Below are 23,242 nucleotides of genomic sequence, written 5' to 3'. Positions count from 1 at the left end.
CATCGCTCGAAGATGTTCATTCGCCTACGCCGATGGTGAGCCCGGCGGCGATGGCGAAGGGTGTCAGCGTGACCGCAAGGGCCGTCAGGCTGGCCAGCCACAACAGATGGCCGGCGGTGGGCAATCCTTGCAAGGCCGCCTGCAGCGCACCGCTGCCGAGAATCAGCACCGGGATGTACAGGGGCAGAATCAGCAGCGCGAGCAGCAAGCCACCACGCTTGAGGCCGACGGTGAGCGCGGCTCCGACCGCGCCCAGCAGACTCAGCACCGGCGTGCCGAGCAACAGCGACAACAACAGGACGGGCAGCACCGCCACCGGCAAGCCCAGCATCAGCCCCAGCAAGGGAGCGAGCAGAACCAGGGCCAGTCCAGAGAACGCCCAGTGTGCCAGTACCTTGGCGAGCACCAGAAGCGCCAACGGGTGCGGCGAAACGACCCACTGCTCCAGGGAACCATCCTCGAAATCGCTGCGAAACAGGCCGTCCAGCGACAGCAGCACCGAAAGCAGCGCCGCCACCCAGAGGACACCAGGCGCGATGGTCCGCAGCAGTTGGGTCTCCGGCCCCACCGCCAGCGGAAACAGGGCAATCACGATGGCAAAGAACACCAGAGGGTTGGCCAGCTCGGCGGGACGACGAAACAGCAGGCGCGATTCACGCCTCAGCAATAAAATGAAGACATTATTCATGCGGCGCACTGCCCCAGATCAAGCTCCCGATACCCGGTGGGCTTTTCCGACAAGCTGTGATGGGTGGTGAAGACCACCATGCCGCCAGCGGCGCAATGGCGGGCCAGGTGCCGTTCGAGCTGGGCGACGCCATGCTTGTCCAGTGCCGTGAAAGGTTCATCAAGAATCCACAGCGGCGCCGGGTCCAGATACAGGCGCGCCAGGGCGACGCGGCGCTGCTGACCGGCCGAGAGGGTATGGCAGGGGACGTCCTCGAAGCCACGCAGCCCGACCTCTGCCAGCGCATTCCAGATCGCCTCGCGCTCGGCGGGCCGGTTGAGCGCGCAGAGCCAGCTGAGATTCTCGTCAGCGGTCAACAATCCCTTGATTCCGGCAGCATGTCCAACCCAGAGTAGGTTGCGCGCGAGCTCGCCACGCTGTTCGGCCAGCGCCCGCCCCTGTAGCAGCACTTCGCCGGCTGTCGGCTGCATCAGCCCGGCGAGCAACCGCAGCAGGCTGGTCTTGCCGCTGCCGTTGGGCCCGGCGATCTGCAGCATGTCGCCGGGCTCCAGGCGCAGAGCTAGCTTCTCGAACAGGAGACGCCAGTCACGTTCACAGGCGAGCCCGACAGCTTCAAGGAAAGGACTGGACACGCGGGACGCCTCTGGCCGTTCAAGATGAGATGTGCTCGGCCGCTATACTGATCGCCCCGGCCGGACGGTGCGGGATTATACATGCCTGGCCCGCTCGCCATAGGACGTGCGCGGCCGCGGTTGTAAGGGCTTTTTAAACGATGACCGAAATCCGCGGCTCCGCCCCGCTACCCGCCACCTCGGCGCCACGAGCGGCCACGGCCCCGACCGACTTCGCCCTGCGCTTGCTGCAACCCTTGCAGGGTCTGATGGCGCCCGGCCAGAGCGGGCGCGCCGAGGTCATCGAGGTGCGCCAGGGCGCGGCCGATTTCCAGCTGGTGCTGCGACTGCTCATGGAGAACGGGCGCCAGACGACGCTTTCGGCACGCACGCCGGGGCCGGTCGAGCTCGGCACGGCCGTCGCGGTGACCGCCTTGGCCGACAACCGCCTGCTGGCCAGCCTGCAACCCGCGGCCAGGCAACCCCTGCCCGACCTTTCAGCACTCCCGCCCGGCACCCAGATCCAGGCCCGAGTGGTCGGCCAGCAGCCCCAGGCCGATGGCAGCAGCACGCGCTTGCTGGTTAGCCTGCTCAACACCCCCCTGGCCGGTCGCAATCTGGTCGTTGAAAGCGGCCAGCCGCTGGCGCCCGGCAGCCTGCTGACAGCCCAGGTGCGTGGCGATCACGCTCTTTCCTTAGTCCCGCTCAGCGGCCGGCTCGATCAATTGAGGGTCGGGGAACAGCTCGCTGCGCAGTTCAGTCGACAGGGGCCGTTGCAGGCGTTGATGCAGGGGCTTGGCCCGGATTCCTCACGCCCGGCGGCGGTACAGCACGCCGCCGAGCAGTTGCTGGGGCTCCTGCCGGAGGCATCGGAACTGGGCAATGCACGCAAGCTGGCCCAGGTCCTGGGTAACAGCGGCCTGTTTCTCGAAGCGAGCCTGCTTGGCGATCAGACCGAGGCGCTACCCACTGACCTCAAGGCAGGCATCCTGCGCCTGGTCGCACAATTGCTGCCAGGGCTGCCCGGCGCTTCGCCGCTGGCCGCCCTGCCCCACAGCGGAGCCCTGAGCCAGGCGCTACCGGCCTTTGCCCGACAGATGCTCGGCAGCCTCGCGCAGGACCCGCGACTGCAGGCGCTGGAATTCCCCCTGCCGAGTCGCCTGCTGCAAGGCCTGAGCGAGCAGCCTGACCTGGAAATGCTGCTGAAGCTCGCCGCGGCGGCCATCGCTCGGCTGCAGACCCATCAGCTGGCCAGCCTCGCGCAGACCCAGACCACCCCGGACGGACTGCTGCTCACCACCTGGCAGACCGAAGTCCCCATGCGTCATGGCAGTGACATCCTGCCCCTTCAGGTGTGGGTCCAGCGCGAGGAGCGTGAGCCGGAGCGACGCGAGACGGACAAGGCCCTCAGCCTGTGGCGGATCGAACTGGCCTTCGAGATACCCCCGCTGGGACCTCTCCAGATCCAGGCGCAGCTTCTCGACGGGACCTTTTCCAGTCAGCTTTGGGCCGAACAGCCAGGAACCGCCCAGTTGATCTCGGCGGAGCTGGGTACCCTGCGGGATCGACTGCAGTCGGCGGGCCTCAGCGTGGGAGAGCTGAGCTGCGCCCAGGGCTGTCCGCCGCAAGGGCCGCGAACCTCGCTGGAACAACGATTCGTGGATGAGACCGCATGAACCAGACCCCGAGCGGCCGCCAGGCCATCGCCCTCAGCTATGACGGCCAACAGGCCCCTACCCTCACCGCCAAGGGCGACGACGAACTGGCCGAAGCCATCCTTGCGATCGCCCGGGAGCATGAGGTGCCCATCTACGAAAACGCCGAACTGGTGCGCCTGCTGGCCCAGCTCGAACTCGGCGATGCCATACCCGAAGCGCTTTATCGCAGCATCGCGGCGATCATTGCCTTTGCCTGGTACCTGAAGGGAAAGTATCCGGAAGGTTTCGCAGGACCCGCGCCCTCGCCGGTCAACGAACCTGGGCCTTGAGGCCGGCCAGTTCATCGGTCAGCCCCTTGCCCAGGGGAAAGTCCGCCAGTTGCCAGGCGAAGTAGCCTCCGCGGAAGTAGAACACCCGGCTGTAGCCCCAATCGACTACATTCGCGACCGCCGCCGGGCCGCTCGAGCAGATCTCGCTGTCGCAATAGATCACGATCGGCAGATCCCGAGGCCACTCACTGCGCGCCAGGTCGTGGAGGTCACGATGAAAATTCAGGTGCACGGCACCCTTGATATGGCCCCAGTGCCATTTGTCGTCCGAGCGCACATCGATGAACACCGCCCCCATCTCATAGAGGTGGCGCGCCTGGAACAGGTCCACCGTCATCGCCCCGTCGATATGCGCGGGGGCTTCCCGGGCGACCGAGCAGACAGGAACCAGCAACATCACGACGAGCAGCAGGCGCACCATGGGATCCTCCTCGACCAGAGCCGATCCGAGGGCAGGGCCGGACGGAGTGACCAACCATACCCGGTTGGATCGGGAAACCCGGGATGGGTTTCCAGAGCCCCCCGCCGGTCGTCCGGCTATGGATCCGATCGTCGCACTTGATGCAATCGACTCATCAGCTCGGCTTCCGCCTGGCTCAAGCCACAGGTCCGGGTCAGGTCATCGACCGTGGCGCCAAGCCCGACCAGTCGCGCCGCCTGGCTGAACGACAAGCTTCCCGGGTCGCGTTGCTCAAGCTGGTTCAGCCGCTCGGCAAGCGGTTGAGCCAGCTCTGCCAGCCCTCGCAATTCCTCGCCCATCGCGATGTTGCCGGCCTGGTAGGTTTCCAGACGGCGACCCAGCGCCTCGACCGCCTTCTGCAGCGCAGCCTCGCGTTGCTCCAGCTGCTGGGCCAATTGCCGTTGCTGGCGATGCAGCAACAGACAGGCTCCGGTGAGCAGTACGCAAAGGACCAGCGAGCAGGCGACCAGGGCTAGCAGCATGATCTAGATGTTCTCGAGCTCGGACCACTCGTCCTCGGTCATCATCTTTTCCAGCTCGACAAGGATCAGCAACTCGCCATTCTTGTTGCAGACACCCTGGATGAACTTGGCGGATTCGTCGTTGCCGACGTTGGGTGCCGTTTCGATCTCGGACTGACGCAGATACACCACCTCCGCCACACTATCGACCAGAATACCGACCACCTGACGATCCGCCTCGATGATCACGATGCGGGTGTTGTCGCTCACCGGTGCGGGGGCCAGGCCAAAGCGCTGGCGGGTGTCGATCACCGTTACCACGTTGCCGCGCAGGTTGATGATGCCCAGCACATAGGCCGGCGCACCAGGAACCGGGGCGATCTCGGTATAGCGCAACACCTCCTGCACCTGCATCACATTGATGCCGTAGGTCTCGTTGTCGAGACGGAAGGTCACCCACTGGAGGATTGGATCTTCGGCGCTCTGGGCGGATGTCGTTTTCATCTTGCTCTGCCTCGTTGCCACAGCCGTGGCGGTTCGTTTTCCGGGACTGACGCCCTTTATCCTTGTTGGCCGAGCCGGACGCGATCAGGGCCAGCCTGCCTGACCGCGCCACTGGCGATCAACTCGGCCAGCGCCGCCACGTCCAGCAAGGCACACATGTGCTCGATTACCGTACCCGCCAGCCACGGGCGCTGACTGCGCTGCCCGCGCCACTTCACTTCGCGTGGATCCAGACGCACCGAGCGGCTGACCTGATGCACCGCGAGTCCCCATTCATAGCCCTGCACCGAGATGACGAACCTGAGACCTTCGCGGAAATCATCGCGATAGCGCTCCGGCATCAACCAGCGAGCCGAATCCAGCACTTTCAGGTTGCCAGCTTGGCACGGCAGGATGCCGAGAAACCAGTCGGGCTGCCCGAACAGCGGCGTCAGGGCTTCCTGCTCCAGAGAATAAATGGAACCCAGGCTGACCAGGGGCACTGCCAGGGTCAGGCCGGCCACGTCGAACAGCAGGCATTCGAAAGGGCCTTCCGCCCAGGCAGGCGGGCCGCTGAGGGTCCTGGCAGAGGGCTCTGCAGGAGCCGGCTCAATCCGCGCAGCGGGGTCGTTGAAGGAAACAACCGGCGCGACACGAGGCGGATCGGCGACCGTGGCCACCCGAGGCTCCGTTTCTGCGAGCGCTGGCGTGGCTGGGGGTACCACCGGCGCAGGCGCTGCTTCGACAACAGGTTGAACGTTGCGCAGCGCCACCGCGTCGCGCTCACGCTCTTCACGCACCGCTGCTTCGAATTCGGCGGCCAATGCCAATGTTTGCTCGACGCCTGCCTCGGTCACTCGCGCGACCAGATCCTGCACCAGCAATTGCGTCTGCTCGGGGACCTGTTCGCTGATTGACAGCTCTGCCACGGCATCCTGCAGGAGATCGTCGAGATAGGACTGCAGCGCTAGCTGAGGGCGCGTGGCGGTAAGCTTGTTGAGAGGGTTCATCGAAGACACTCGCAGATGACATCCTTCCGGGATATCGGCCACAGGCGGGGCGGACTTGAACGCAGGTTGCGGGCTTCTGGCATCAGGCTACCTTGCTCGTTTGCTGCGCCGCCAGCAATTGCTTCAGCAGCGCACGGTAGGCCAGCACCGCCCGGCTGTTGGCATCGTAATGCGAAGGGGCCAGGCCGGCACGACTGGCATCGCGCAACCGGGTATCCACCGGAATGAAAGCGGGCCAGAGATGCTCCTGATAGTTGGCGCGCAACAGCTTGAGCGCGTTCATGGACGCCTGGGTGCGGCGGTCGAACAGGGTCGGGACTATCGTGTAGGGCAAGGCCTGTTTGCGCGAGCGATTGATCATCTGCAGGGTTCGCACCATGCGCTCGAGTCCCTTGAGGGCAAGGAACTCGGTCTGCACAGGGATGACCAGTTGCTGGCTGGCTGCCAGTGCGTTGACCATCAACACTCCAAGCAGGGGCGGACTATCGATGATGGCATGGTCGAACTCGCCCCAGAGCTGCGTCAGGCTACGCGAGATGACCAGGCCCAACCCGCTCTGGCCGGGCGACTGGCGCTCCAGGGTGGCCAGTACCGTGCTCGACGGCAGCAGCGCCAGGCGTTCGTGACTGGTCGACACGAGCAGCTCGCGGGCCAGCCCGTCGGGCACCGAGCCCTGGTGCTGGAACAGGTCGAAGACACTGTGCTCGAGGCTATCGGGGTCCTGGCCGAAATAGCTGGTCATCGACCCATGGGGGTCGAGGTCGACCATCAACACCCGTTTTCCGGCATCGGCAAGCAGCCCAGCCAGTGCCACCGACGTCGTGGTCTTGCCCACCCCACCCTTCTGATTGGCTACAGCCCAGACTCTCATGACTCTCTATCTCTTCCAGCCGCCCCTGGAATCAGGGCAGCGACAGGGAATTGACGGTGTCCACCTCGGACGCCTCTGTGGCAAGAGCACTTGCAGAGGGCGTGCCAACAGCATTCGGTGGAAGACGCTCGAACTGGCCGCTACTGCGTTGAATCTCCACATCCCGGGCGACCGCCAGCACCACTCGGCGATTGCGCGCACGTCCCGCGGCCGTGCTGTTGTCCGCCACCGGTGAATATTCGCCGTAACCCACCGCTGCCAGCTGCGCAGGATCGACTCCATAGGTGGCCAGCATCCGCACTACACTCGCGGCTCGAGCCGCGGAGAGCTCCCAGTTCGTCGGATAACTGGCGGTGCTGATCGGCAAGTTGTCGGTGAAGCCCTGCACCTGCACAGGGTTGCGATAGGGAGCGAGAATGGTGGCCACCCGCTCGAGCAGGGCGAATGCCGAGTCATTGGGAATGGCACCGCCGCTGGGAAACAGCAGGCTCGAGTTCAGTTCGATTTCCAGCCACATCTCCGTACCGCGCACCTTGATCTCGTCGCCTTCGATCAGCCCGCCAAAGGCAGCGTGAATGCTGCGGGCAATGCTGGCCAGAGGATCATGTTCGGAAACCGCAAGAGCATCGGATACATCCATGGTCGGGTGCTCGCCCAGCGGAATCGGCCGGATCGAACGCTCCGGCTGGGTGAAGATTCCTTCCAACGACTCGGTGAAGACCTTGTACTTGCCCTCGTTCACCGACGAAATCGAGTACATGACCACGAAAAAGGCAAACAGCAGGGTGATGAAGTCCGCGTAGGACACCAGCCAGCGCTCGTGATTCTCGGGCTCTTCGCGTCGCCGCCGACGGGCCATGGCTCAGTCCAGGAAGCCTTGCAGCTTCAATTCGATGGAGCGTGGATTCTCGCCCTCGGCGATCGACAGCAACCCCTCCAGGACCATCTCGCGATAACGCGCCTGTTGCTGGACAATGCCCTTGAGCTTGTTGCCAATGGGCAGCACCAGCAGGTTGGCGAAGGCGACACCGTAGATGGTGGCGACAAAGGCCACCGCGATCCCGCCGCCCAGCTGGCTGGGGTCGGCCAGATTGCCCATGACATGGATGAGCCCCATCACCGCGCCGATGATGCCGATGGTGGGCGAGTACCCCCCCATGCTTTCGTAGATCTTCGCAGCCCGGGTGTCACGGCCTTCCTGGGTATCGATGTCCACTTCCATGATGCTGCGCAGGGCTTCCGGCTCTGCCCCATCCACCAGCAGCTGCAAGCCCTTGCGCGCATAGGGGTCAGCCTCGGTTTCGGCTGCAGGCTCCAGCCCGAGCAGGCCCTCCTTGCGCGCGGTCTGACTCCAGTTGATCACCCGGGCGATGCCGGCTTGCAGATCGACCTTGGGCGGAAACAATACCCAGCGCAGGAGCACCAGCCCGCGACGGAAAACCGTGATCGGCGTCTGCAGCAGCACGGCCCCAAGGGTGCCACCAAGCACGATCAGGGCAGCCGGACCATTGAGCAGCGCGCCCAGGTGCCCGCCTTCGAGAAAGTTGCCGCCGACGATGGCGACAAAGGCAAGGATCAACCCGATCAGGCTCAAGACGTCCATGGTGGCAGCCTACTGGCAGACCTCGGTGAGGCGCGGGCCGATGTCGTCGAGGCTGTAGATGGCGTCGCTGAGCTCGGCCTTCACAACGGCCATGGGCATGCCGTAGATGACGCAACTCGCCTCGTCCTGCGCCCATACCTGACTACCGCTCTGCTTGAGCATGCGCGCGCCTTCACGGCCATCGGCTCCCATGCCGGTAAGCACCACCGCCAGTACCTTGTCATGGAAGGCCTTGGCCGCCGAGCCAAAGGTGATGTCCACACTCGGCTTGTAGTTCAAGCGCTCATCACCGGGCAGGATGCGCACGCTGCCCCGGCTATCGACCATCATCTGCTTGCCACCCGGCGCCAGGAGCGCCAGCCCGGGACGCAGCAGGTCGCCATCCTCGGCTTCCTTCACACGGATACGGCACAGCTTGTCCAGGCGCTCGGCAAAGGCCTTGGTGAAGGCCGCCGGCATATGCTGGATGAGCACAATGGGCGCCGGAAAACCCGCCGGCAGTTGCGTCAGTACCCGCTGCAGTGCCACCGGACCACCGGTCGAGGTGCCGATCGCCACCAGTTTGTAGGCTTTTCGCCGTATCGCACTCGAGTGATTGGCGTGGCTGGCCCGCTGAGCCACTGGCGCTGGCGCAGCGGGCGCAGGACGACTGGCCAGCGCTGAGCTCGAGTGGGGTACGGTGCTCGCAGCGGCCGCGGGCGCGGTGTAGTGGTGGCGCCGACTGCTGCGGGCAATGTCCTTGACCTTCTGGCAAAGCAACTGCTTGACCTTCTCGGGATTGCGTGAGATGTCTTCGAAGTTCTTCGGCAGGTAGTCGACCGCGCCGGCATCGAGCGCGTCGAGGGTTACCCGCGCGCCCTCATGGGTAAGCGAAGAGAACATCAGCACCGGTGTCGGACAGCGCTGCATGATCTGCCGGACCGCCGTGATGCCGTCCATCATTGGCATCTCGTAGTCCATGGTGATCACGTCCGGCCGCAGCGCGAGCGCCTGGTCGACGCCCTCGCGGCCGTTGCTGGCGGTGCCGACAACCTGGATATCGGTATCCGAGGAGAGGATTTCATTAAGGCGGCGGCGGAAAAAACCGGAATCGTCCACCACCAGAACCTTGACTGCCATGAGGTACTACTCCTTGCGTGGCGGCCCGCGGCCATCGCCAGTGTCAGATGCGCCGCGCGTAACGTTTGAGCATGCTCGGCACGTCCAGGATCAGCGCGATACGGCCATCGCCGGTGATGGTTGCGCCGGCCATGCCGGGCGTGCCCTGGAGCATCTTGCCCAGCGGCTTGATCACCACTTCTTCCTGGCCGACAAGCTGGTCGACGACGAAACCGATACGCTGGTTGCCGACACTGATGATCACCACATGCCCGGCTCCCTGCTCCTCGTGGGCCACGCCCGGCACCAGCCAGCGCTTGAGGTAGAACAACGGCAAGGCCTTGTCTCGCACGATCACCGCTTCCTGGCCGTCCACCACGTTGGTCCGCGACAAGTCCAGGTGGAAGATCTCGTTGACGTTCACCAGCGGGAAGGCGAAGGCCTGGTTGCCCAGCATCACCATCAGGGTCGGCATGATCGCCAGGGTCAGGGGCACCTTGATGACGATCTTGGAGCCCTGGCCCTTCTGCGAGAAGACGTTCACCGTGCCATTGAGCTGGGAAATCTTGGTCTTGACCACGTCCATGCCGACGCCACGACCGGACACGTCGGAGATCTCGGTCTTGGTGGAGAAACCCGGTGCGAAGATCAGGTTGTAGCACTCCAGATCGCTGAGCCGGTCCGCCGCCTCCTTGTCCAGAAGCCCCTTCTCGACCGCCTTGGCGCGCAGCACGTCGGCGTCCATGCCCTTGCCGTCATCGGTGATCATGAGCAGGATGTGGTCGCCTTCCTGTTCAGCCGAGAGCACCACATGGCCGCTGCGCGGCTTGCCCGCCGCCTCGCGTTCCTCGGGCGATTCGATGCCGTGGTCGACCGCGTTGCGCACCAGGTGCACCAGCGGATCAGCCAGCGCTTCGACGAGGTTCTTGTCCAGGTCGGTTTCTTCACCGACCAGATCGAGCGCTATTTCCTTCTTCAGGCTGCGCGCCAGGTCGCGTACCAGCCGCGGGAAGCGGCCGAAGACCTTCTTGATCGGCTGCATGCGGGTCTTCATCACCGCCGTCTGCAGGTCGGCGGTCACCACGTCGAGATTGGACACGGCCTTGGCCATGGCCTCGTCGCCGCTGCTCGCGCCCAGCCTGACCAGGCGGTTGCGCACCAGTACCAGCTCTCCGACCATGTTCATGATGTCGTCGAGGCGCGCGGTGTCGACACGTACCGTGGTTTCGGCCTCGCTGGCGGCCGGCTTGTCTGGCGCCGGCGCTGCCGCACGCTTGGGCTCGGCGGCGGGCCGGGTTTGCGCCGCAGGTTTCGCAGCCGCCGGGCTGGGTGCTGGCGCTGAGGACTTCTGGGACGCTGCCGGAGCCGGAGGCGCCGCCTCGGCGATCTTGGCCGGTTCGAACCGCCCCTTGCCGTGCAATTGATCGAGCAGGGCTTCAAATTCCTGTTCGGTGATGCTATCGCCGCTGGAGGCCGTTTCGCTGGCGGACTCGGCGACCGGCTCGCGGGTCTCGCCTGCCTCGTGGGTCTCACCGGCCTTGAACTTGCCGGCACCATGCAACTGGTCGAGCAGGGCTTCGAATTCGTCGTCGGTGATTTCATCCACGCCCGCCGCAGCGGACACGGCTTCGGCGGTCAGGGCTTCGGCGTCGGGCGTCCCGGTCGCGAAGCGGTCCTTGCCGTGCAACTGATCGAGTAGCGCCTCGAATTCTTCGTCGGTGATTTCGTCCGTCGCCTGCACCGGCTCGGCCGCCTGGGCCGGCATGGGCTCGCCACTGTTGAGCGCGTCGAGCATCTGCTCGAACTCGTCATCGGTGATATCGCCAGATTCGGCGGGAGTCGCGGCTGGGGCTGCGACGGGCATGACCGGGGCCGGGGCCGTGGGCTCTACCGGCCCACCGGCATCTGGCTGGGCCAGGCGTGCAAGCGCTTCGAGCAGCTCGGGACTGGCCGGCTCGGGGTCCATGCGGTCGCGCACACGATCGAACATGGCGTTGACCGCGTCGAGCGCCTGCAACACCACGTCCATCAATTCGGAGTCGACACGTCGCTCACCCTTGCGCAGGATATCGAAGACGTTCTCCGCGATGTGGCAGCACTCCACCAACTCGTGCAACTGCAGGAAGCCCGCACCGCCCTTGACCGTGTGGAAGCCACGGAAGATGGCATTGAGCAGCGCCATGTCGTCGGGACTGCTTTCCAGCTCGACGAGCTGTTCGGAAAGCCGCTCGAGGATTTCCCCTGCCTCTACCAGAAAATCCTGGAGGATCTCGTCATCGGCGTCGAAGCTCATATCCGCATCCTTTAAAAACCCAGACTTGAAAGCAGATCGTCGACGTCATCCTGGCCGGATACGACATCCTCACGCTGGTCGGCGTGAATCTGCGGCCCTTCACCATTGGAAGGGGCCTTCTTGCGGTCCTGCTGTTCGGCGCGCAGCTGCTCGTGGTCATGCTGGATGCCGGCGTAGCGGTCGATCTGGCTGGCCATGAGCACCAGGTCGAGCAGGTTGACCTCCAGATCGGTGATCAGCCGGGTCACGCGCTTGATCACCTGGCCGGTAAGGTCCTGGAAGTCCTGCGCGAGCATGATGTCGCGCAGGTGGTCCGAGAGCTGGTCACCGTTCTGCAGGCTGCGCATGAGAAATTGGTCGATGCGCCTGGTCAGCTCGCGAAATTGCTCGGCGTTCATCTCGCGCCGCAGGAAGCGTTGCCAGTCGGCCGCCAGGCTCTGCGCCTCGTAACTGATGTAATTGACCAGCGGCGCGCATTCCTCGACCCGATCCATGGTGCGATTGGCGGCCTTTTCGGTCATTTCGACGACATAGGACAGCCGGTCGGTGGCATCGGTGATCTGCGACGCCTCGCCATGTCCGGCGCGCGCGTCGATTTCCAGCTTGACGATGGCGCTGTGAAGCTCGCGAGTGAGCTTTCCCACCTCGGCGTAGAGGCCGCGGTCACGTGACTGGTTGAGCTTGTTGATGATGTCCGTTGCTTCAGCGAAGCGCCCTTGCTGGAGGCTCTCGATCAGTTCAGGAGCGTTGGCCCTGAGGCTACCCTCGAAGTCGCTCGGGGCGGCATTGTCTGTCTGCGCCATATAGCCCTCTCGGCGAACTCAGTTGCTCACGCGCTGGAAGATCTTGTCGATCTTTTCTTTGAGCACCTGGGCCGTGAACGGCTTGACCACATAACCATTTACCCCGGCCTGCGCGGCCTCGATGATCTGGTCGCGCTTGGCCTCGGCGGTCACCATCAGCACCGGCAGGTGCTTGAGGCGCTCGTCGGCACGCACTGCACGCAGCAGGTCGATGCCGCTCATGCCGGGCATGTTCCAGTCGGTCACGAGAAAGTCGAAGCTGCCGCTCTGCAACATCGGCAACGCGGTGGTGCCGTCGTCCGCTTCAGCGGTATTGGTAAAGCCGAGATCACGCAAAAGATTCTTGATGATCCGCCTCATCGTCGAAAAGTCGTCGACGATGAGGATCTTCATGTTCTTGTCCAAGGTTCGACCTCCAAAAAAGCCTCAATAACCCGGCGAATGGCCTAGCGCGCTCGCCACTCACCCAGGCGCGCGCGCAAGCGGGCAGCACACTGACTGTGCAACTGGCTGACGCGCGACTCGCTGACTCCCAGCACCTGACCGATTTCCTTCAGGTTCAATTCTTCATCATAGTAAAGTGATATCACTAATTTTTCTCGCTCGGGCAACTGGGCGATCGCCTCCACCAGGGCGCGCTGGAAGCGCTCGTCCTCCAGTTCCCGGAACGGCTCCGGATGCGCGCTTTCGGCATCCTCGTTGAGGTCGCCGCCCTCGCCTGCCTGGAATAGATCGTCGAAACTGAACAGGCGACTGCCCTGGGTATCGCCCAGGATGCCGTAATAATCTTCGAGACTTATCTCTAGTTCGGCCGCGACCTCATGATCTTTAGCGTCGCGCCCGGTACGCGCCTCCACCACCCGTATCGCGTCGCTGACCATGCGAGTGTTACGGTGGACCGAGCGCGGCGCCCAGTCCCCCTTGCGCACCTCGTCGAGCATCGCGCCGCGGATGCGGATGCCCGCGTAGGTCTCGAAGCTGGCACCCTTGCCGGCATCGTATTTGCCAGAGGCTTCCAGCAGGCCGATCATGCCGGCCTGCATCAGGTCGTCGAGCTGCACGCTGGCCGGCAGACGCGCCAGCAGGTGGTAGGCGATGCGCTTGACCAGAGGCGCGTACTGCTCGACCAGGCGACGCGAATCGCTGGCCTGGGCCTTGTTGGAATACATGCGAAGTCCCGCGCCAGTCATGCCGAAGTACCTGCAACAGGCTGAACCATACGTTCGATGAAAAACTCGAGATGGCCGCGCGGGTTGACCGGCAGCGGCCAGTTGTCGACCTTCTGCGCGATCGCCTTGATGGCCAGGGCGCACTTGGAACGCGGATAGGCTTCGTACACGGCGCGCTGCTTTTGCACGGCCTTGCGCACCATCTCGTCATAGGGCACGGCGCCGACATATTGCAGGGCGACGTCCAGGAAGCGGTCGGTCACCTTGCTCAGCTTGGCGAACAGGTTGCGCCCTTCCTGAGGGGTATGCGCCATGTTGGCGAGCACGCGAAAGCGATTCACGCCAAAGTCGCGGTTGAGCAGCTTGATCAGTGCATAGGCATCGGTGATGGAGGTGGGCTCGTCGGTGACCACCAGCAAGACTTCCTGCGCCGCGCGCACGAAACTGATCACGCCATCGCCGATGCCCGCCGCAGTGTCCACGATCAGCACATCGACGTTGTCGCCGATGTCGCTGAAAGCCTGGATCAGGCCAGCATGCTGCAAGGGCGAAAGCTGCACCATGCTCTGGGTGCCCGACGCCGCCGGCACGATCTGGATGCCGCCCGGCCCCGGAATCAGCACGTCGCGCAGTTCGCACTCGCCGGCAATGACGTCGGCCAGGGTGCGCTTGGGGGTCAGCCCGAGCAGCACGTCGACATTGGCCAGACCGAGGTCGGCGTCCATCAGCATCACCCTGCGGCCGAGATCGGCCAGGGCCAGCGACAGGTTGACCGATACGTTGGTCTTGCCGACGCCGCCCTTGCCGCCGGTCACTGCTATCACCTGTACGGGATGTTTTCCCATGTGTCTCTTACCTTCTTGCCAGGTCCTGGGGCCGTCAATGCGCCGGCACCGAGCGAATAGGAGTCAGATCAACCTGCCCGACGGGAGGTGTCGTTGTACATACCGGCGAAGAGGTCTGCCATTGCCTCTTCGCTTGGTTCTTCTGCGGTCTGCAGGCTGACCGCGCGGCTGACCAACTGATGGCTGCGCGGCAGGTGCAGGTCGTCCGGGATACGCGGGCCATCGGCCAGGTAAGCGACCGGCAGCTGCTGGCTGATCGCCAGACCCAGCAGATCGCCCAGGCTACCGGCCTCGTCCAGTTTGGTCATGATGCAGCCGGCGAGGTTGCAACGCTTGTAGCTGTGCCAGGCCGCCTTGAGCACCTGGCTCTGGCTCGTCGCAGCCAGGACCAGATAGTTCTTCGAGCGGATGCCGCGGTTGGCCAGGGCCTCGAGCTGCAGGCGAAACGCCGGATCGCTGGCTGGCAGGCCGGCGGTGTCGATGAGGATCACCCGCTTGCGCGCCAGGGGCGTGAGCGCCTGGGTGAGCGACTGATCGGGATCGACCTGGGTCACCGATACATTGAGGATACGGCCAAGGGTCTTGAGCTGCTCCTGAGCACCGATGCGGAAGCTGTCCATACTGACCAGGGCGATGTTCTGCGCGCCGTACTTGAGCACGTAGCGTGCTGCCATCTTGGCCAGCGTCGTGGTCTTGCCCGCGCCGCCCGGCCCGACCAGGGCGATCACACCACCCTCTTCCAGCGGCTCTTCGCGGCTGACCTTGATCGACTGGGCGAGATAAGCCAGCAACATGCGCCAGGCCTGCTTCTGGTCAGGGATATCGGCGACCTTTTCCAGCAGGTCGCGGGACAGCTCGGCCGGCAGGCCTATGCGCTGCAGACGACGCCAGAGGCTGGCCTGCTTAGGCTTGCGGCTCTGCACCTGATTCCAGGCGATGGAGCCCAGCTGCAATTCGATGAGTTCGCGCAGCCCGTGCAGCTCCGAACGCATGACCTCGAAAGCCTGGGGATCCACGCCGGCGGCAGGCTTTCTCGGCTCTACCGGTGCCGGCTCGGGAGCGGGAGCGGCAACCGGCTTTTCGCCAAGAATCTGGCGATCCTGATCGCGCGGGCCGGCCGAGAACGACAACTGGGCATGGGCCGAGGCGATGCGCGTCTGGGTCTTGCGCAGCTCAGCCTCGAGCGCCGGATTCGGCTGCACCGCGACGGCCGGCTGCATGGGATAGTCGAGAGCGGCAGTCAGCTCGATCCCGCCCGCGACCCGGCGGTTGCCGATGATCGCGGCGTCGGCGCCCAACTCGTCACGGACGAGTTTCATGGCCTGGCGCATGTCCGCTGCGAAGAAACGTTTGACCTGCATCGTCTCGACCCTCGATTACTTCTGTTGTCCCACCGTCGCAACGATGGTGACCTGCTTGTTGTCCGGTATTTCCTGGTAGGCCAGTACACTGATCGTCGGTACGGCCATCCGGGCGAAGCGGGACATCATCGCTCTGATCGGCCCGGCCACCAGCAGGATCACTGGCTTACCGAGCATTTCTTGACGCTGCGCCGCTTCTACCAGAGAGCTTTGCAATTTCTCGGCCATTCCCGGTTCCAGCAGAATCCCATCGTCCGAACCCTGCCCCGCTTTCTGCAAACTGCTCATCAGGATCTGCTCAAGCCGGGGCTCGAGCGTGATTACCGGCATCTCCGGCTCAAGCCCGACTATGTTCTGTACGATGGCCCGGGACAGCGCGACCCGCACGGCAGCCACCAGCGCGCCAGAATCCTGACTACGCGGCGCCGCGTTGGCGATCGCCTCGGCGATGGTGCGGATGTCGCGCACAGGCACCTGCTCCTGCAGCAAGGCCTGCAGCACCTTCAGCAGGGTAGACAACGAAAGGATGCCAGGCACCAGTTCCTCGGCCAGCTTCGGCGAGCTTTTGGCCAGCAACTGCATCAACTGCTGGACCTCCTCGTGGCCAAGCAGCTCGTGAGCGTGCTTGTGCAGCACCTGATTGAGGTGGGTAGCCACCACGGTGCTGGCGTCGACCACGGTATAACCAAGCGACTGCGCCTGGTCGCGCTGGCTCACCTCGATCCAGACGGCCTCCAGGCCAAACGCCGGGTCCCGGGTGGCGATACCCTTGAGGGTGCCGAACACCTGCCCGGAGTTGATCGCCATTTCGCGGTCGGGATAGACCTCGGCCTCGGCCACGCTGACACCCATCAAGGTCAGCCGGTAGGCGTTGGGCAGCAGGTCCAGGTTGTCGCGAATGTGTACCGACGGCATCAGGAAGCCAAGGTCCTGCGACAGCTTCTTGCGTACCCCCTTGATCCGCGCCAGCAATTGCCCGCCCTGGTTGCGATCCACCAGGGGAATCAGTCGGTAGCCCACTTCCAGACCGACCATGTCCACCGGCGTCACGTCGTCCCAGCCGAGCTCCTTGCTTTCCGCCGGGCGTTGCGCCGGCAGACTTTCGGCCTGCTTCTGCACTTCCTGTTCGACCTTCTGCGCCGCCTGCTTCTGTCGATGCCAGATCCAGTAGGCCCCACCCGCAGCCAGCGCGCCCAGGCCAAGAAAGGACATGTGCGGCATGCCTGGCACGAGACCCATGGCAATCAGGATGGCCGCCGCCACCCCCAGTGCCTTGGGTGAGGCGAACATCTGGCGCTGGACCTGCTGGCCCATGTCTTCGGAACTGGTGACGCGGGTCACCATGATCGCTGCCGCAGTGGACAGCAGCAGCGAGGGGATCTGCGCCACCAAGCCGTCACCGATGGTCAAAAGGGCGTAGACCTGCCCGGCTTCGGTGAAACTCATCCGATGCTGGGCGATGCCGATGGCGATCCCACCGATCAGGTTGATGAACAGGATCAGCAGGCCGGCGATGGCGTCACCGCGCACGAACTTGGAGGCACCGTCCATCGAGCCGTAGAAATCCGCTTCGGAAGACACCTCGGCACGCCGCTTCTTGGCCTCGGCCTGATCGATCAGGCCAGCGTTGAGGTCCGCATCGATCGCCATCTGCTTGCCGGGCATGGCATCGAGGGTGAAGCGCGCGCTCACCTCGGAAATCCGCCCGGCGCCCTTGGTCACGACCACGAAGTTGATGATCATCAGGATCGCGAACACCACCACGCCGACCACGTAGTTCCCGCCGATCACCACCTCACCAAAGGCCTTGATCACCTTGCCGGCGGCATCCCCCCCATCGTGCCCGTGAATCAGCACCACCCGGGTCGAGGCCACATTAAGCGCCAGGCGCATCAGCGTGGCCACCAGCAGAATGGTCGGAAACACTGCGAAATCCAGCGGCCGCAACGCGTATACGCTGACCAGCAACACAACGATGGAGAGCGCGATGTTGAAGGTGAACAGCACATCCAGCAGGAACGGCGGCACTGGGAGCATCATCATGCCCAGCATTACCAGCAGCAACAGCGGCACACCCAGGTTGCCGCGACCGGCACCCGCCAGGTTGTTGCGCATATTGATCAGTTGATTGCGGTCCACGGCTTCCCCATCCAAACTTTTGACGCACAAAAGATTTTTCATCGTTGTGCAAGATCGGGGCCGTACTCGGCAGGGCGGCCCTGCTCCCGCCTCGCGAACCCCACCCGCCGCGCCAAGTCATACAAGGACTTCACAGACAGCACACAGAGGAAGGTCTTGATGAAACGATGGATACTTGCCGCGCTCGCGAGCACAGCGCTGGCGGCCCAAGCGGAAACCCTCACCGTGACCCTGCACAACGTCGACGTCGACGGCGTCGGTGAACGGGCCGGAACGGTAAAGATCGAAGCCAGCGAATACGGCCTGGTGTTTCTTCCCGACCTCTCGGGTCTGGAACCGGGTATCCGCGGCTTCCATATCCACACCAACGGCAGCTGCGAGCCGGCCGAGAACAACGGCAGCCTCATGCCGGCTGGCGCGGCGGGCGGACACTGGGACCCCCAGGACAGCGGGCGCCACGGCGATCCCTGGGGTGACGGCCACCTCGGCGACCTTCCCGCCCTGATGGTCGAAAGCGACGGCAATGCCAGGCAACCCGTCCTGGCACCACGCCTGAAAAGCCTCGGCGACATCCGCGGCCTCGCCCTCATGGTCCACGAGGGCGGCGACAACCACGCCGACCACCCCGAACCCCTGGGCGGCGGCGGCGGACGGGTACTGTGTGGGGTGATCGGGCAGGGAAGCTGAGAGGCTGGACGCCGAGAAGCTGGACGCGGATGTGGCAAGTACGTGGCTACGTCTAGAGGCCATCCGGCACAAAGCTCCCCCTTGCTGAAATCGTTGCGCTTGGGCACCGGTCCATTTCCGCAGGTGCGGGGAACAGTTGTCCAGATCAGGCAGCCCACCAGTAGATAGGCCGCGATTCGTCCCCGCAAGTGCGGGAACGCGATTTCAGGGCGAGTGATGTTGCTCTTCGTCGGTTCATCCCTGCGGGTGCGGGAAACGCCGCCTGCTCCAGTTGTTCGATTCTGGTCATCCCGGTTCATCCCCGCGCGCGCGGGGAACGCGCCGGCTACAACCTGAACGAGCTGTACGCCACCGGTTCATCCCCGCGGGCGCGGGGAACGCCTGAGGTCCAGCTTGATGTGCTGCGCCGTCGGCGGTTCATCCCCGCGGGCGCGGGGAACGCAAGCGTCGCCGCCTGGAACTGCAGCGCATCGACGGTTCATCCCCGCGGGCGCGGGGAACGCAAGTCGAGTGGCGTTCAGGTTTTCGCGGGTGACGGTTCATCCCCGCGGGCGCGGGGAACGCCTGGTTCACCCTGGCGTTCTCGATGGCGGCGGCGGTTCATCCCCGCGGGCGCGGGGAACGCGATGGTTCGACCGTCCGGAAGCGGAACGTAGGCGGTTCATCCCCGCGGGCGCGGGGAACGCTACTCGAAGTGGCCCTGGTGGGAGAGCCACTTCGGTTCATCCCCGCGGGCGCGGGGAACGCGAACTCGTAGTCCTGACCGGCCATGAACTTGCGCGGTTCATCCCCGCGGGCGCGGGGAACGCGTCTGCGCGGGGCGGGCAAGAAAGCCTCTCAGCGGTTCATCCCCGCGGGCGCGGGGAACGCTACGGTGCACTGATACCAAGTACCGCCGCTAACGGTTCATCCCCGCGGGCGCGGGGAACGCGTCTGCGCGGGGCGGGCAAGAAAGCCTCTCAGCGGTTCATCCCCGCGGGCGCGGGGAACGCTTCTCCAGGAGTTTCATCAATTTCAAATTCGGCGGTTCATCCCCGCGGGCGCGGGGAACGCTCGGTATGGCTCTTGGTGGTGTAGTAGAGGGCCGGTTCATCCCCGCGGGCGCGGGGAACGCCCAGTTGCGCAGGCTCGGATCGAAACCCACCACGGTTCATCCCCGCGGGCGCGGGGAACGCACCAATCCCGTCCATTCTCTTATCAAGCATGGCGGTTCATCCCCGCGGGCGCGGGGAACGCGGGTGAGGATCTGCTGGGTCATAGCTGGTCTGCCGGTTCATCCCCGCGGGCGCGGGGAACGCCTCAACTTCAAGCGCAACATGCTCGAGCGCACCGGTTCATCCCCGCGGGCGCGGGGAACGCGCGCCCTTGAGCGCCTTGAAGCTGGAGACGTCCGGTTCATCCCCGCGGGCGCGGGGAACGCCCCGAGCTCCACGCTGCGCTGGTCGCCTGATACGGTTCATCCCCGCGGGCGCGGGGAACGCTCGAGGCCACGGTGACGGTGTTCGGTCCAGAACGGTTCATCCCCGCGGGCGCGGGGAACGCGGTATTTCGCTCGCGAAGCGCTGATCGATGCGCGGTTCATCCCCGCGGGCGCGGGGAACGCGCGCACGATCGGGCCGTCGAGCTCGACAGTTTCGGTTCATCCCCGCGGGCGCGGGGAACGCTGGATGGGCTGGCGGGTGACGGATATCGCCGACGGTTCATCCCCGCGGGCGCGGGGAACGCCGCGGCGACGTCGGGGTTTTCGCTGAGGAACGCGGTTCATCCCCGCGGGCGCGGGGAACGCCCATCCATGCCAGCCCCGCGGAAGCTCTCCAGCGGTTCATCCCCGCGGGCGCGGGGAACGCCTTGTCCGCCAGTTTTTCCCCAACGTGACCACCGGTTCATCCCCGCGGGCGCGGGGAACGCTCGTCGGTACGGGCAATTTCCAGGCGAATCGACGGTTCATCCCCGCGGGCGCGGGGAACGCACTTAGCGTAAACGATTGTCCTGAAAAGGAAAAATCGCACGCTAAAAATCTACCGATTATTTGGCTTGTTAAAGATCGGTTGAATCGGGCGGCAGAAAGGCCACCAGGCGAAGCCCGTCGTAGTCGACGGGCACACGCCGGTTGACGCCAAGGGTCTGGAACTCATAGCCCGATTCGTTGCTGCTGGACCAAGCCATGACGACGTTGCCGTCCTCGTAGCCGGCGTCCAGTTGCTCCCAGATCATTTCCCGGGTGCGGCGGGAGACGTCTCCGATATAGACACCCGCCCGCACCTCAAGCAGCCAGATGGCCAACCGCCCCCTGAGTCGCGGTGGAATGTTTTCGGTGATGACGACGAGAAAACTCATCCCTGATTCCTGTGCCCCGCGTCACCGATGCCGTCCGGGTTGGGGATGGCTGGCGGCACGGACTCGGGTGGCGGGGGCGGGGGCGAGATCTCGCCAGCGGCGAGCACTTCCTCGATGGTGGGGATGATCTTGCCGAGCAGCTTGCTGGACCGAAACAGATCACGGCATCCGAGTCGCACTTCCCGCTCGGGATGAGCAGGCGATTTGGCCGCGATGCGAAAAGCGAGCGGAACCACCGTCTCGAACTTGAAGAGGTCGGCGATATCGTAGACGAACGAGAGCGGCTTGCCGGTATGGATAAAACCCACCGCCGGCGCGTAGCCGGCCGCCAGAACCGCCGCTTCGGTGATGCCATACAGGCAAGCCGTGGCCGCGGACAAGCAGCGGTTGGGAATGTCTGCCGCGTCCCACTGCTGACGGTCATAGTTGCGCGAACGCCAATCCACACCATATTGCTTGGCCAGCAACTTGTAGGTGCCCCGCACCCGGGCGCCCTCAATGCCACGCAGTTGCTCGACGCTGCGCCGCGAGGGTGCCGGCTCGCCAAAGCGCAACTCGTACATCTTGCGCACCACCTTCAGACGAAGATCGTCATCCAGCGCCAGTTTGGCCTGGTACAGCAGCCGATCCGACCGCGCGCCGCCGGGCTGGCCGCTGGCGTACAGCCGCACACCGGACTCGCCGACCCAGACCAGCAATGTCCCGACGGTGGCCGCCAGGTTGACCGCCGCGTGGGACACCCGTGTGCCGGGCTCGAGCATGATGCAGGCGATCGAACCGACCGGAATGTGCTTGCGCACGCCGGTCTTGTCGATGAGCACGAAGGCCCCGTCCAGCACGTCGATCTGACCGTACTGGACGAAGATCATCGAGACCCGGTCTTTCATCGGCAGGGGTTTGAGGGGCGGGAGCATCAGTCGACCCGCTTCACGAGGAGCAGCCCGCAGCCGAAGCCCTTGCTGTGACCGACACCTTCGAGCAAAGCCTTCTGCAACCGCTCAGCGTCCACCACTTCCGCCAGCCCCTGGTAGTCGAGCGATGAGTATTCGATCCCTTTGCCCTTCCGTCGCAGGCGGTGCTGCTGGTAGCCGTCCTGCATCAGGGTGTTCTCGCTGATCGCCAGGCCCCACTGCTCGCCCCGTTTCAGCAACCAGTCACAGCCCGCGGCCTGTTGTAGCTCGCGAACATCAGCCGGGCGGTCGGCTCGTCGCTTGGCATCCATCAACACATCGTGACGCTGCGAGCGCCTGCCGGGCTCACTGCGACTGACGGTGGGATTGGCGCGCAGATCGAAACGCAACAGCTGCCCGGGCGCTAGATTCGGTGCGTAGGGTTTGCTTTGCAGCTCGAACAGCCCGGGGCAGGACTGAGGAGGGCGAGCGGAAACCACGAGATAGCTGCGCTCGTCGACTTTGCGAAAGATGAAATCGCGAGGCATACCGTCGCCGGGAAACAGCTTCCAGATCAGCGCATGATCACGATAGGGCTCGCCGTGGCGGGCCAGATCGCGCAGCCACTGGTCCTGACTGGGCCGGGCGATCAGCCGTACACGAGAAAAGTAGTGGCTCATCCCTGCCCTCCTTCGCTGATCGCGACCCACTCCCGCCGGGGTGCGAACTGCCAGCGGCTGCGCGATAACGGCTGATCGTGCCGCCAGGTGTCGAAGCTTGCCTTCATCCCGGCCTCCATGCCGTCTTCCCAGTAATACCTGTGTTGGCCAAGACGGAACGCTCGGCGGTCCTCCCGGGTTGGCCAGCCCTGCTCCGGCTGGTAACGGTCGACCAGCGCCAGCAGCGACGGCAATTCAGCACCATCCAACGCCTCGCGAAGGTTGGCCGCGCTGACCAGCATGGGCGCCAGTGGCAAGGCCAGCGGACAGGATTTGCGCCCGAGATACAGCGGGAAATGCGGGGTCCGCAACGCTTCGGCCAGTGCCGCCAGTTCGCGTGGCGCGCCTGGCATCGCCTCGACGGCAATCAGGGCCAGGCTGTCGCACCGATATTCCCGAGCAGAGAGATAGGTATCGACCTTTTCAGCGGCCAACTCCTGACGGCGCGAACGAAAGCGAAACTTGCGTGGTACAACCCCGGTTTGCACGGTGTGGTAGTCGCGAAGCGGGGAACCGGTCGCCTCGAGTTTGATGCCGAACCGATACCCCGCAGCGAGTGCCTGCTGGCCTGCTTCATCGGCACGCTCGATTCCGAGCGCAGCGCCCAGTAGCCCCAGCAGTGCGGAACGGGACGGATGCACCGCCGAGTGCCGCGATTCGCCCACCGCGATCTCGCCCCAACTGGCCAGCGGGCCGTAGAGGCGCAGCAGCAGATAGTCGGTCATGG

Annotated in this window: 24 protein-coding genes and 1 CRISPR repeat array; of the genes, 3 read left to right on the top strand and 21 right to left on the bottom strand. The window is 64.6% G+C overall.

Features of this window, described 5'->3' with window-relative positions:
• Positions 1-16: 16 nt before the first annotated feature.
• Complete coding sequence (ccmB, locus tag ACFOMF_RS17475) at positions 17-688, bottom strand: heme exporter protein CcmB (RefSeq protein ID WP_386367276.1); 672 nt, start codon at positions 686-688, stop codon at positions 17-19.
• Positions 685-1,320 carry a cytochrome c biogenesis heme-transporting ATPase CcmA gene (ccmA, locus tag ACFOMF_RS17470; RefSeq protein ID WP_386367274.1) on the bottom strand — a complete coding sequence of 212 codons (636 nt, stop codon included), beginning with the start codon at positions 1,318-1,320 and terminating at the stop codon, positions 685-687. The genes ccmB and ccmA overlap by 4 nt, the downstream gene beginning before the upstream one ends.
• A gap of 140 nt (positions 1,321-1,460) precedes the next feature.
• Between ccmA and fliK the strand changes: the two genes are divergently transcribed.
• Complete coding sequence (gene fliK, locus ACFOMF_RS17465; RefSeq protein WP_386367272.1) at positions 1,461-2,975, top strand: flagellar hook-length control protein FliK; 1,515 nt, start codon at positions 1,461-1,463, stop codon at positions 2,973-2,975.
• On the top strand, positions 2,972-3,286 hold the full coding sequence (locus tag ACFOMF_RS17460) for an EscU/YscU/HrcU family type III secretion system export apparatus switch protein (RefSeq protein WP_386367270.1): 315 nt from the start codon (positions 2,972-2,974) through the stop codon (positions 3,284-3,286). Before fliK ends, ACFOMF_RS17460 begins: the two co-directional genes overlap by 4 nt.
• Here the strand turns inward: ACFOMF_RS17460 and ACFOMF_RS17455 are convergent.
• The 15 genes from ACFOMF_RS17455 to flhA all read right to left on the bottom strand — a co-directional run bounded on the left by ACFOMF_RS17455 (position 3,267) and on the right by flhA (position 17,882).
• The gene (locus ACFOMF_RS17455) at positions 3,267-3,707 is read right to left on the bottom strand and encodes a rhodanese-like domain-containing protein (RefSeq protein ID WP_386367268.1); all 441 of its coding nucleotides are present in this window, start codon (positions 3,705-3,707) and stop codon (positions 3,267-3,269) included. The genes ACFOMF_RS17460 and ACFOMF_RS17455 overlap by 20 nt on opposite strands.
• A 116-nt stretch (positions 3,708-3,823) precedes the next feature.
• Entirely contained in the window at positions 3,824-4,228 is a 405-nt protein-coding gene (locus ACFOMF_RS17450) for a DUF2802 domain-containing protein (protein WP_386367266.1), read from the bottom strand.
• Between the two features lie 3 nt (positions 4,229-4,231).
• Entirely contained in the window at positions 4,232-4,711 is a 480-nt protein-coding gene (locus tag ACFOMF_RS17445) for a chemotaxis protein CheW (RefSeq protein ID WP_386367264.1), read from the bottom strand.
• Positions 4,712-4,767: 56 nt separating this feature from the next.
• On the bottom strand, positions 4,768-5,700 hold the full coding sequence (locus tag ACFOMF_RS17440; RefSeq protein WP_386367262.1) for a CheW domain-containing protein: 933 nt from the start codon (positions 5,698-5,700) through the stop codon (positions 4,768-4,770).
• An 82-nt stretch (positions 5,701-5,782) separates the two neighbouring features.
• Positions 5,783-6,571 (bottom strand): ParA family protein, encoded by a 789-nt coding sequence (locus tag ACFOMF_RS17435; protein WP_386367260.1) that lies wholly within the window; start codon positions 6,569-6,571, stop codon positions 5,783-5,785.
• A gap of 31 nt (positions 6,572-6,602) precedes the next feature.
• Positions 6,603-7,430, bottom strand: a complete 828-nt coding sequence (gene motD / locus ACFOMF_RS17430) for a flagellar motor protein MotD (RefSeq protein WP_386367258.1) — start codon at positions 7,428-7,430, stop codon at positions 6,603-6,605.
• 3 nt (positions 7,431-7,433) lie between these two features.
• Entirely contained in the window at positions 7,434-8,174 is a 741-nt protein-coding gene (locus ACFOMF_RS17425; protein WP_386367256.1) for a flagellar motor protein, read from the bottom strand.
• Positions 8,175-8,183: 9 nt separating this feature from the next.
• Positions 8,184-9,293: a protein-glutamate methylesterase/protein-glutamine glutaminase gene (locus ACFOMF_RS17420; RefSeq protein ID WP_386367254.1), complete on the bottom strand. Its 1,110-nt coding sequence runs from the start codon at positions 9,291-9,293 to the stop codon at positions 8,184-8,186.
• Between the two features lie 43 nt (positions 9,294-9,336).
• A complete protein-coding gene (locus ACFOMF_RS17415; RefSeq protein WP_386367252.1) occupies positions 9,337-11,565 on the bottom strand; it encodes a chemotaxis protein CheA in 2,229 nt (742 codons plus the stop codon).
• Between the two features lie 11 nt (positions 11,566-11,576).
• Complete coding sequence (locus tag ACFOMF_RS17410; protein WP_386367250.1) at positions 11,577-12,368, bottom strand: protein phosphatase CheZ; 792 nt, start codon at positions 12,366-12,368, stop codon at positions 11,577-11,579.
• 18 nt (positions 12,369-12,386) lie between these two features.
• Positions 12,387-12,761: a chemotaxis response regulator CheY gene (locus tag ACFOMF_RS17405; protein ID WP_386367555.1), complete on the bottom strand. Its 375-nt coding sequence runs from the start codon at positions 12,759-12,761 to the stop codon at positions 12,387-12,389.
• Positions 12,762-12,814: 53 nt separating this feature from the next.
• Positions 12,815-13,558: an RNA polymerase sigma factor FliA gene (gene fliA / locus ACFOMF_RS17400; protein WP_386367248.1), complete on the bottom strand. Its 744-nt coding sequence runs from the start codon at positions 13,556-13,558 to the stop codon at positions 12,815-12,817.
• The gene (gene fleN, locus ACFOMF_RS17395; RefSeq protein WP_386367246.1) at positions 13,555-14,382 is read right to left on the bottom strand and encodes a flagellar synthesis regulator FleN; all 828 of its coding nucleotides are present in this window, start codon (positions 14,380-14,382) and stop codon (positions 13,555-13,557) included. Before fleN ends, fliA begins: the two co-directional genes overlap by 4 nt.
• Positions 14,383-14,450: 68 nt before the next feature.
• The gene (flhF, locus tag ACFOMF_RS17390) at positions 14,451-15,743 is read right to left on the bottom strand and encodes a flagellar biosynthesis protein FlhF (RefSeq protein WP_386367244.1); all 1,293 of its coding nucleotides are present in this window, start codon (positions 15,741-15,743) and stop codon (positions 14,451-14,453) included.
• Between the two features lie 15 nt (positions 15,744-15,758).
• Positions 15,759-17,882 carry a flagellar biosynthesis protein FlhA gene (flhA, locus tag ACFOMF_RS17385; RefSeq protein WP_386367242.1) on the bottom strand — a complete coding sequence of 708 codons (2,124 nt, stop codon included), beginning with the start codon at positions 17,880-17,882 and terminating at the stop codon, positions 15,759-15,761.
• 159 nt (positions 17,883-18,041) lie between these two features.
• Between flhA and sodC the strand changes: the two genes are divergently transcribed.
• Complete coding sequence (gene sodC / locus ACFOMF_RS17380) at positions 18,042-18,569, top strand: superoxide dismutase [Cu-Zn] SodC (RefSeq protein ID WP_386367240.1); 528 nt, start codon at positions 18,042-18,044, stop codon at positions 18,567-18,569.
• Between the two features lie 230 nt (positions 18,570-18,799).
• Positions 18,800-20,538: direct repeats of the CRISPR family, unit length 29 nt; unit sequence CGGTTCATCCCCGCGGGCGCGGGGAACGC.
• A 68-nt stretch (positions 20,539-20,606) separates the two neighbouring features.
• Here the strand turns inward: sodC and cas2e are convergent.
• Genes cas2e through cas5e form a run of 4 tightly spaced genes read right to left on the bottom strand, consistent with a single transcriptional unit; the run spans position 20,607 to position 23,240 of the window.
• Entirely contained in the window at positions 20,607-20,906 is a 300-nt protein-coding gene (cas2e, locus tag ACFOMF_RS17375) for a type I-E CRISPR-associated endoribonuclease Cas2e (protein WP_386367238.1), read from the bottom strand.
• Complete coding sequence (gene cas1e / locus ACFOMF_RS17370) at positions 20,903-21,820, bottom strand: type I-E CRISPR-associated endonuclease Cas1e (protein WP_386367236.1); 918 nt, start codon at positions 21,818-21,820, stop codon at positions 20,903-20,905. Before cas1e ends, cas2e begins: the two co-directional genes overlap by 4 nt.
• The gene (gene cas6e, locus ACFOMF_RS17365) at positions 21,820-22,476 is read right to left on the bottom strand and encodes a type I-E CRISPR-associated protein Cas6/Cse3/CasE (RefSeq protein ID WP_386367234.1); all 657 of its coding nucleotides are present in this window, start codon (positions 22,474-22,476) and stop codon (positions 21,820-21,822) included. The genes cas1e and cas6e overlap by 1 nt, the downstream gene beginning before the upstream one ends.
• Positions 22,473-23,240 carry a type I-E CRISPR-associated protein Cas5/CasD gene (gene cas5e / locus ACFOMF_RS17360; RefSeq protein ID WP_386367231.1) on the bottom strand — a complete coding sequence of 256 codons (768 nt, stop codon included), beginning with the start codon at positions 23,238-23,240 and terminating at the stop codon, positions 22,473-22,475. Before cas5e ends, cas6e begins: the two co-directional genes overlap by 4 nt.
• Positions 23,241-23,242: the final 2 nt, after the last annotated feature.

Origin of the sequence: Stutzerimonas tarimensis (assembly GCF_042648805.1) — a bacterium.
GTDB classification, from domain to species: Bacteria; Pseudomonadota; Gammaproteobacteria; order Pseudomonadales; family Pseudomonadaceae; genus Azomonas; species Azomonas tarimensis.
The sequence above is the reverse complement of the archived record's forward strand: the minus strand, read 5'-3'. Positions and strand labels throughout refer to the sequence as shown.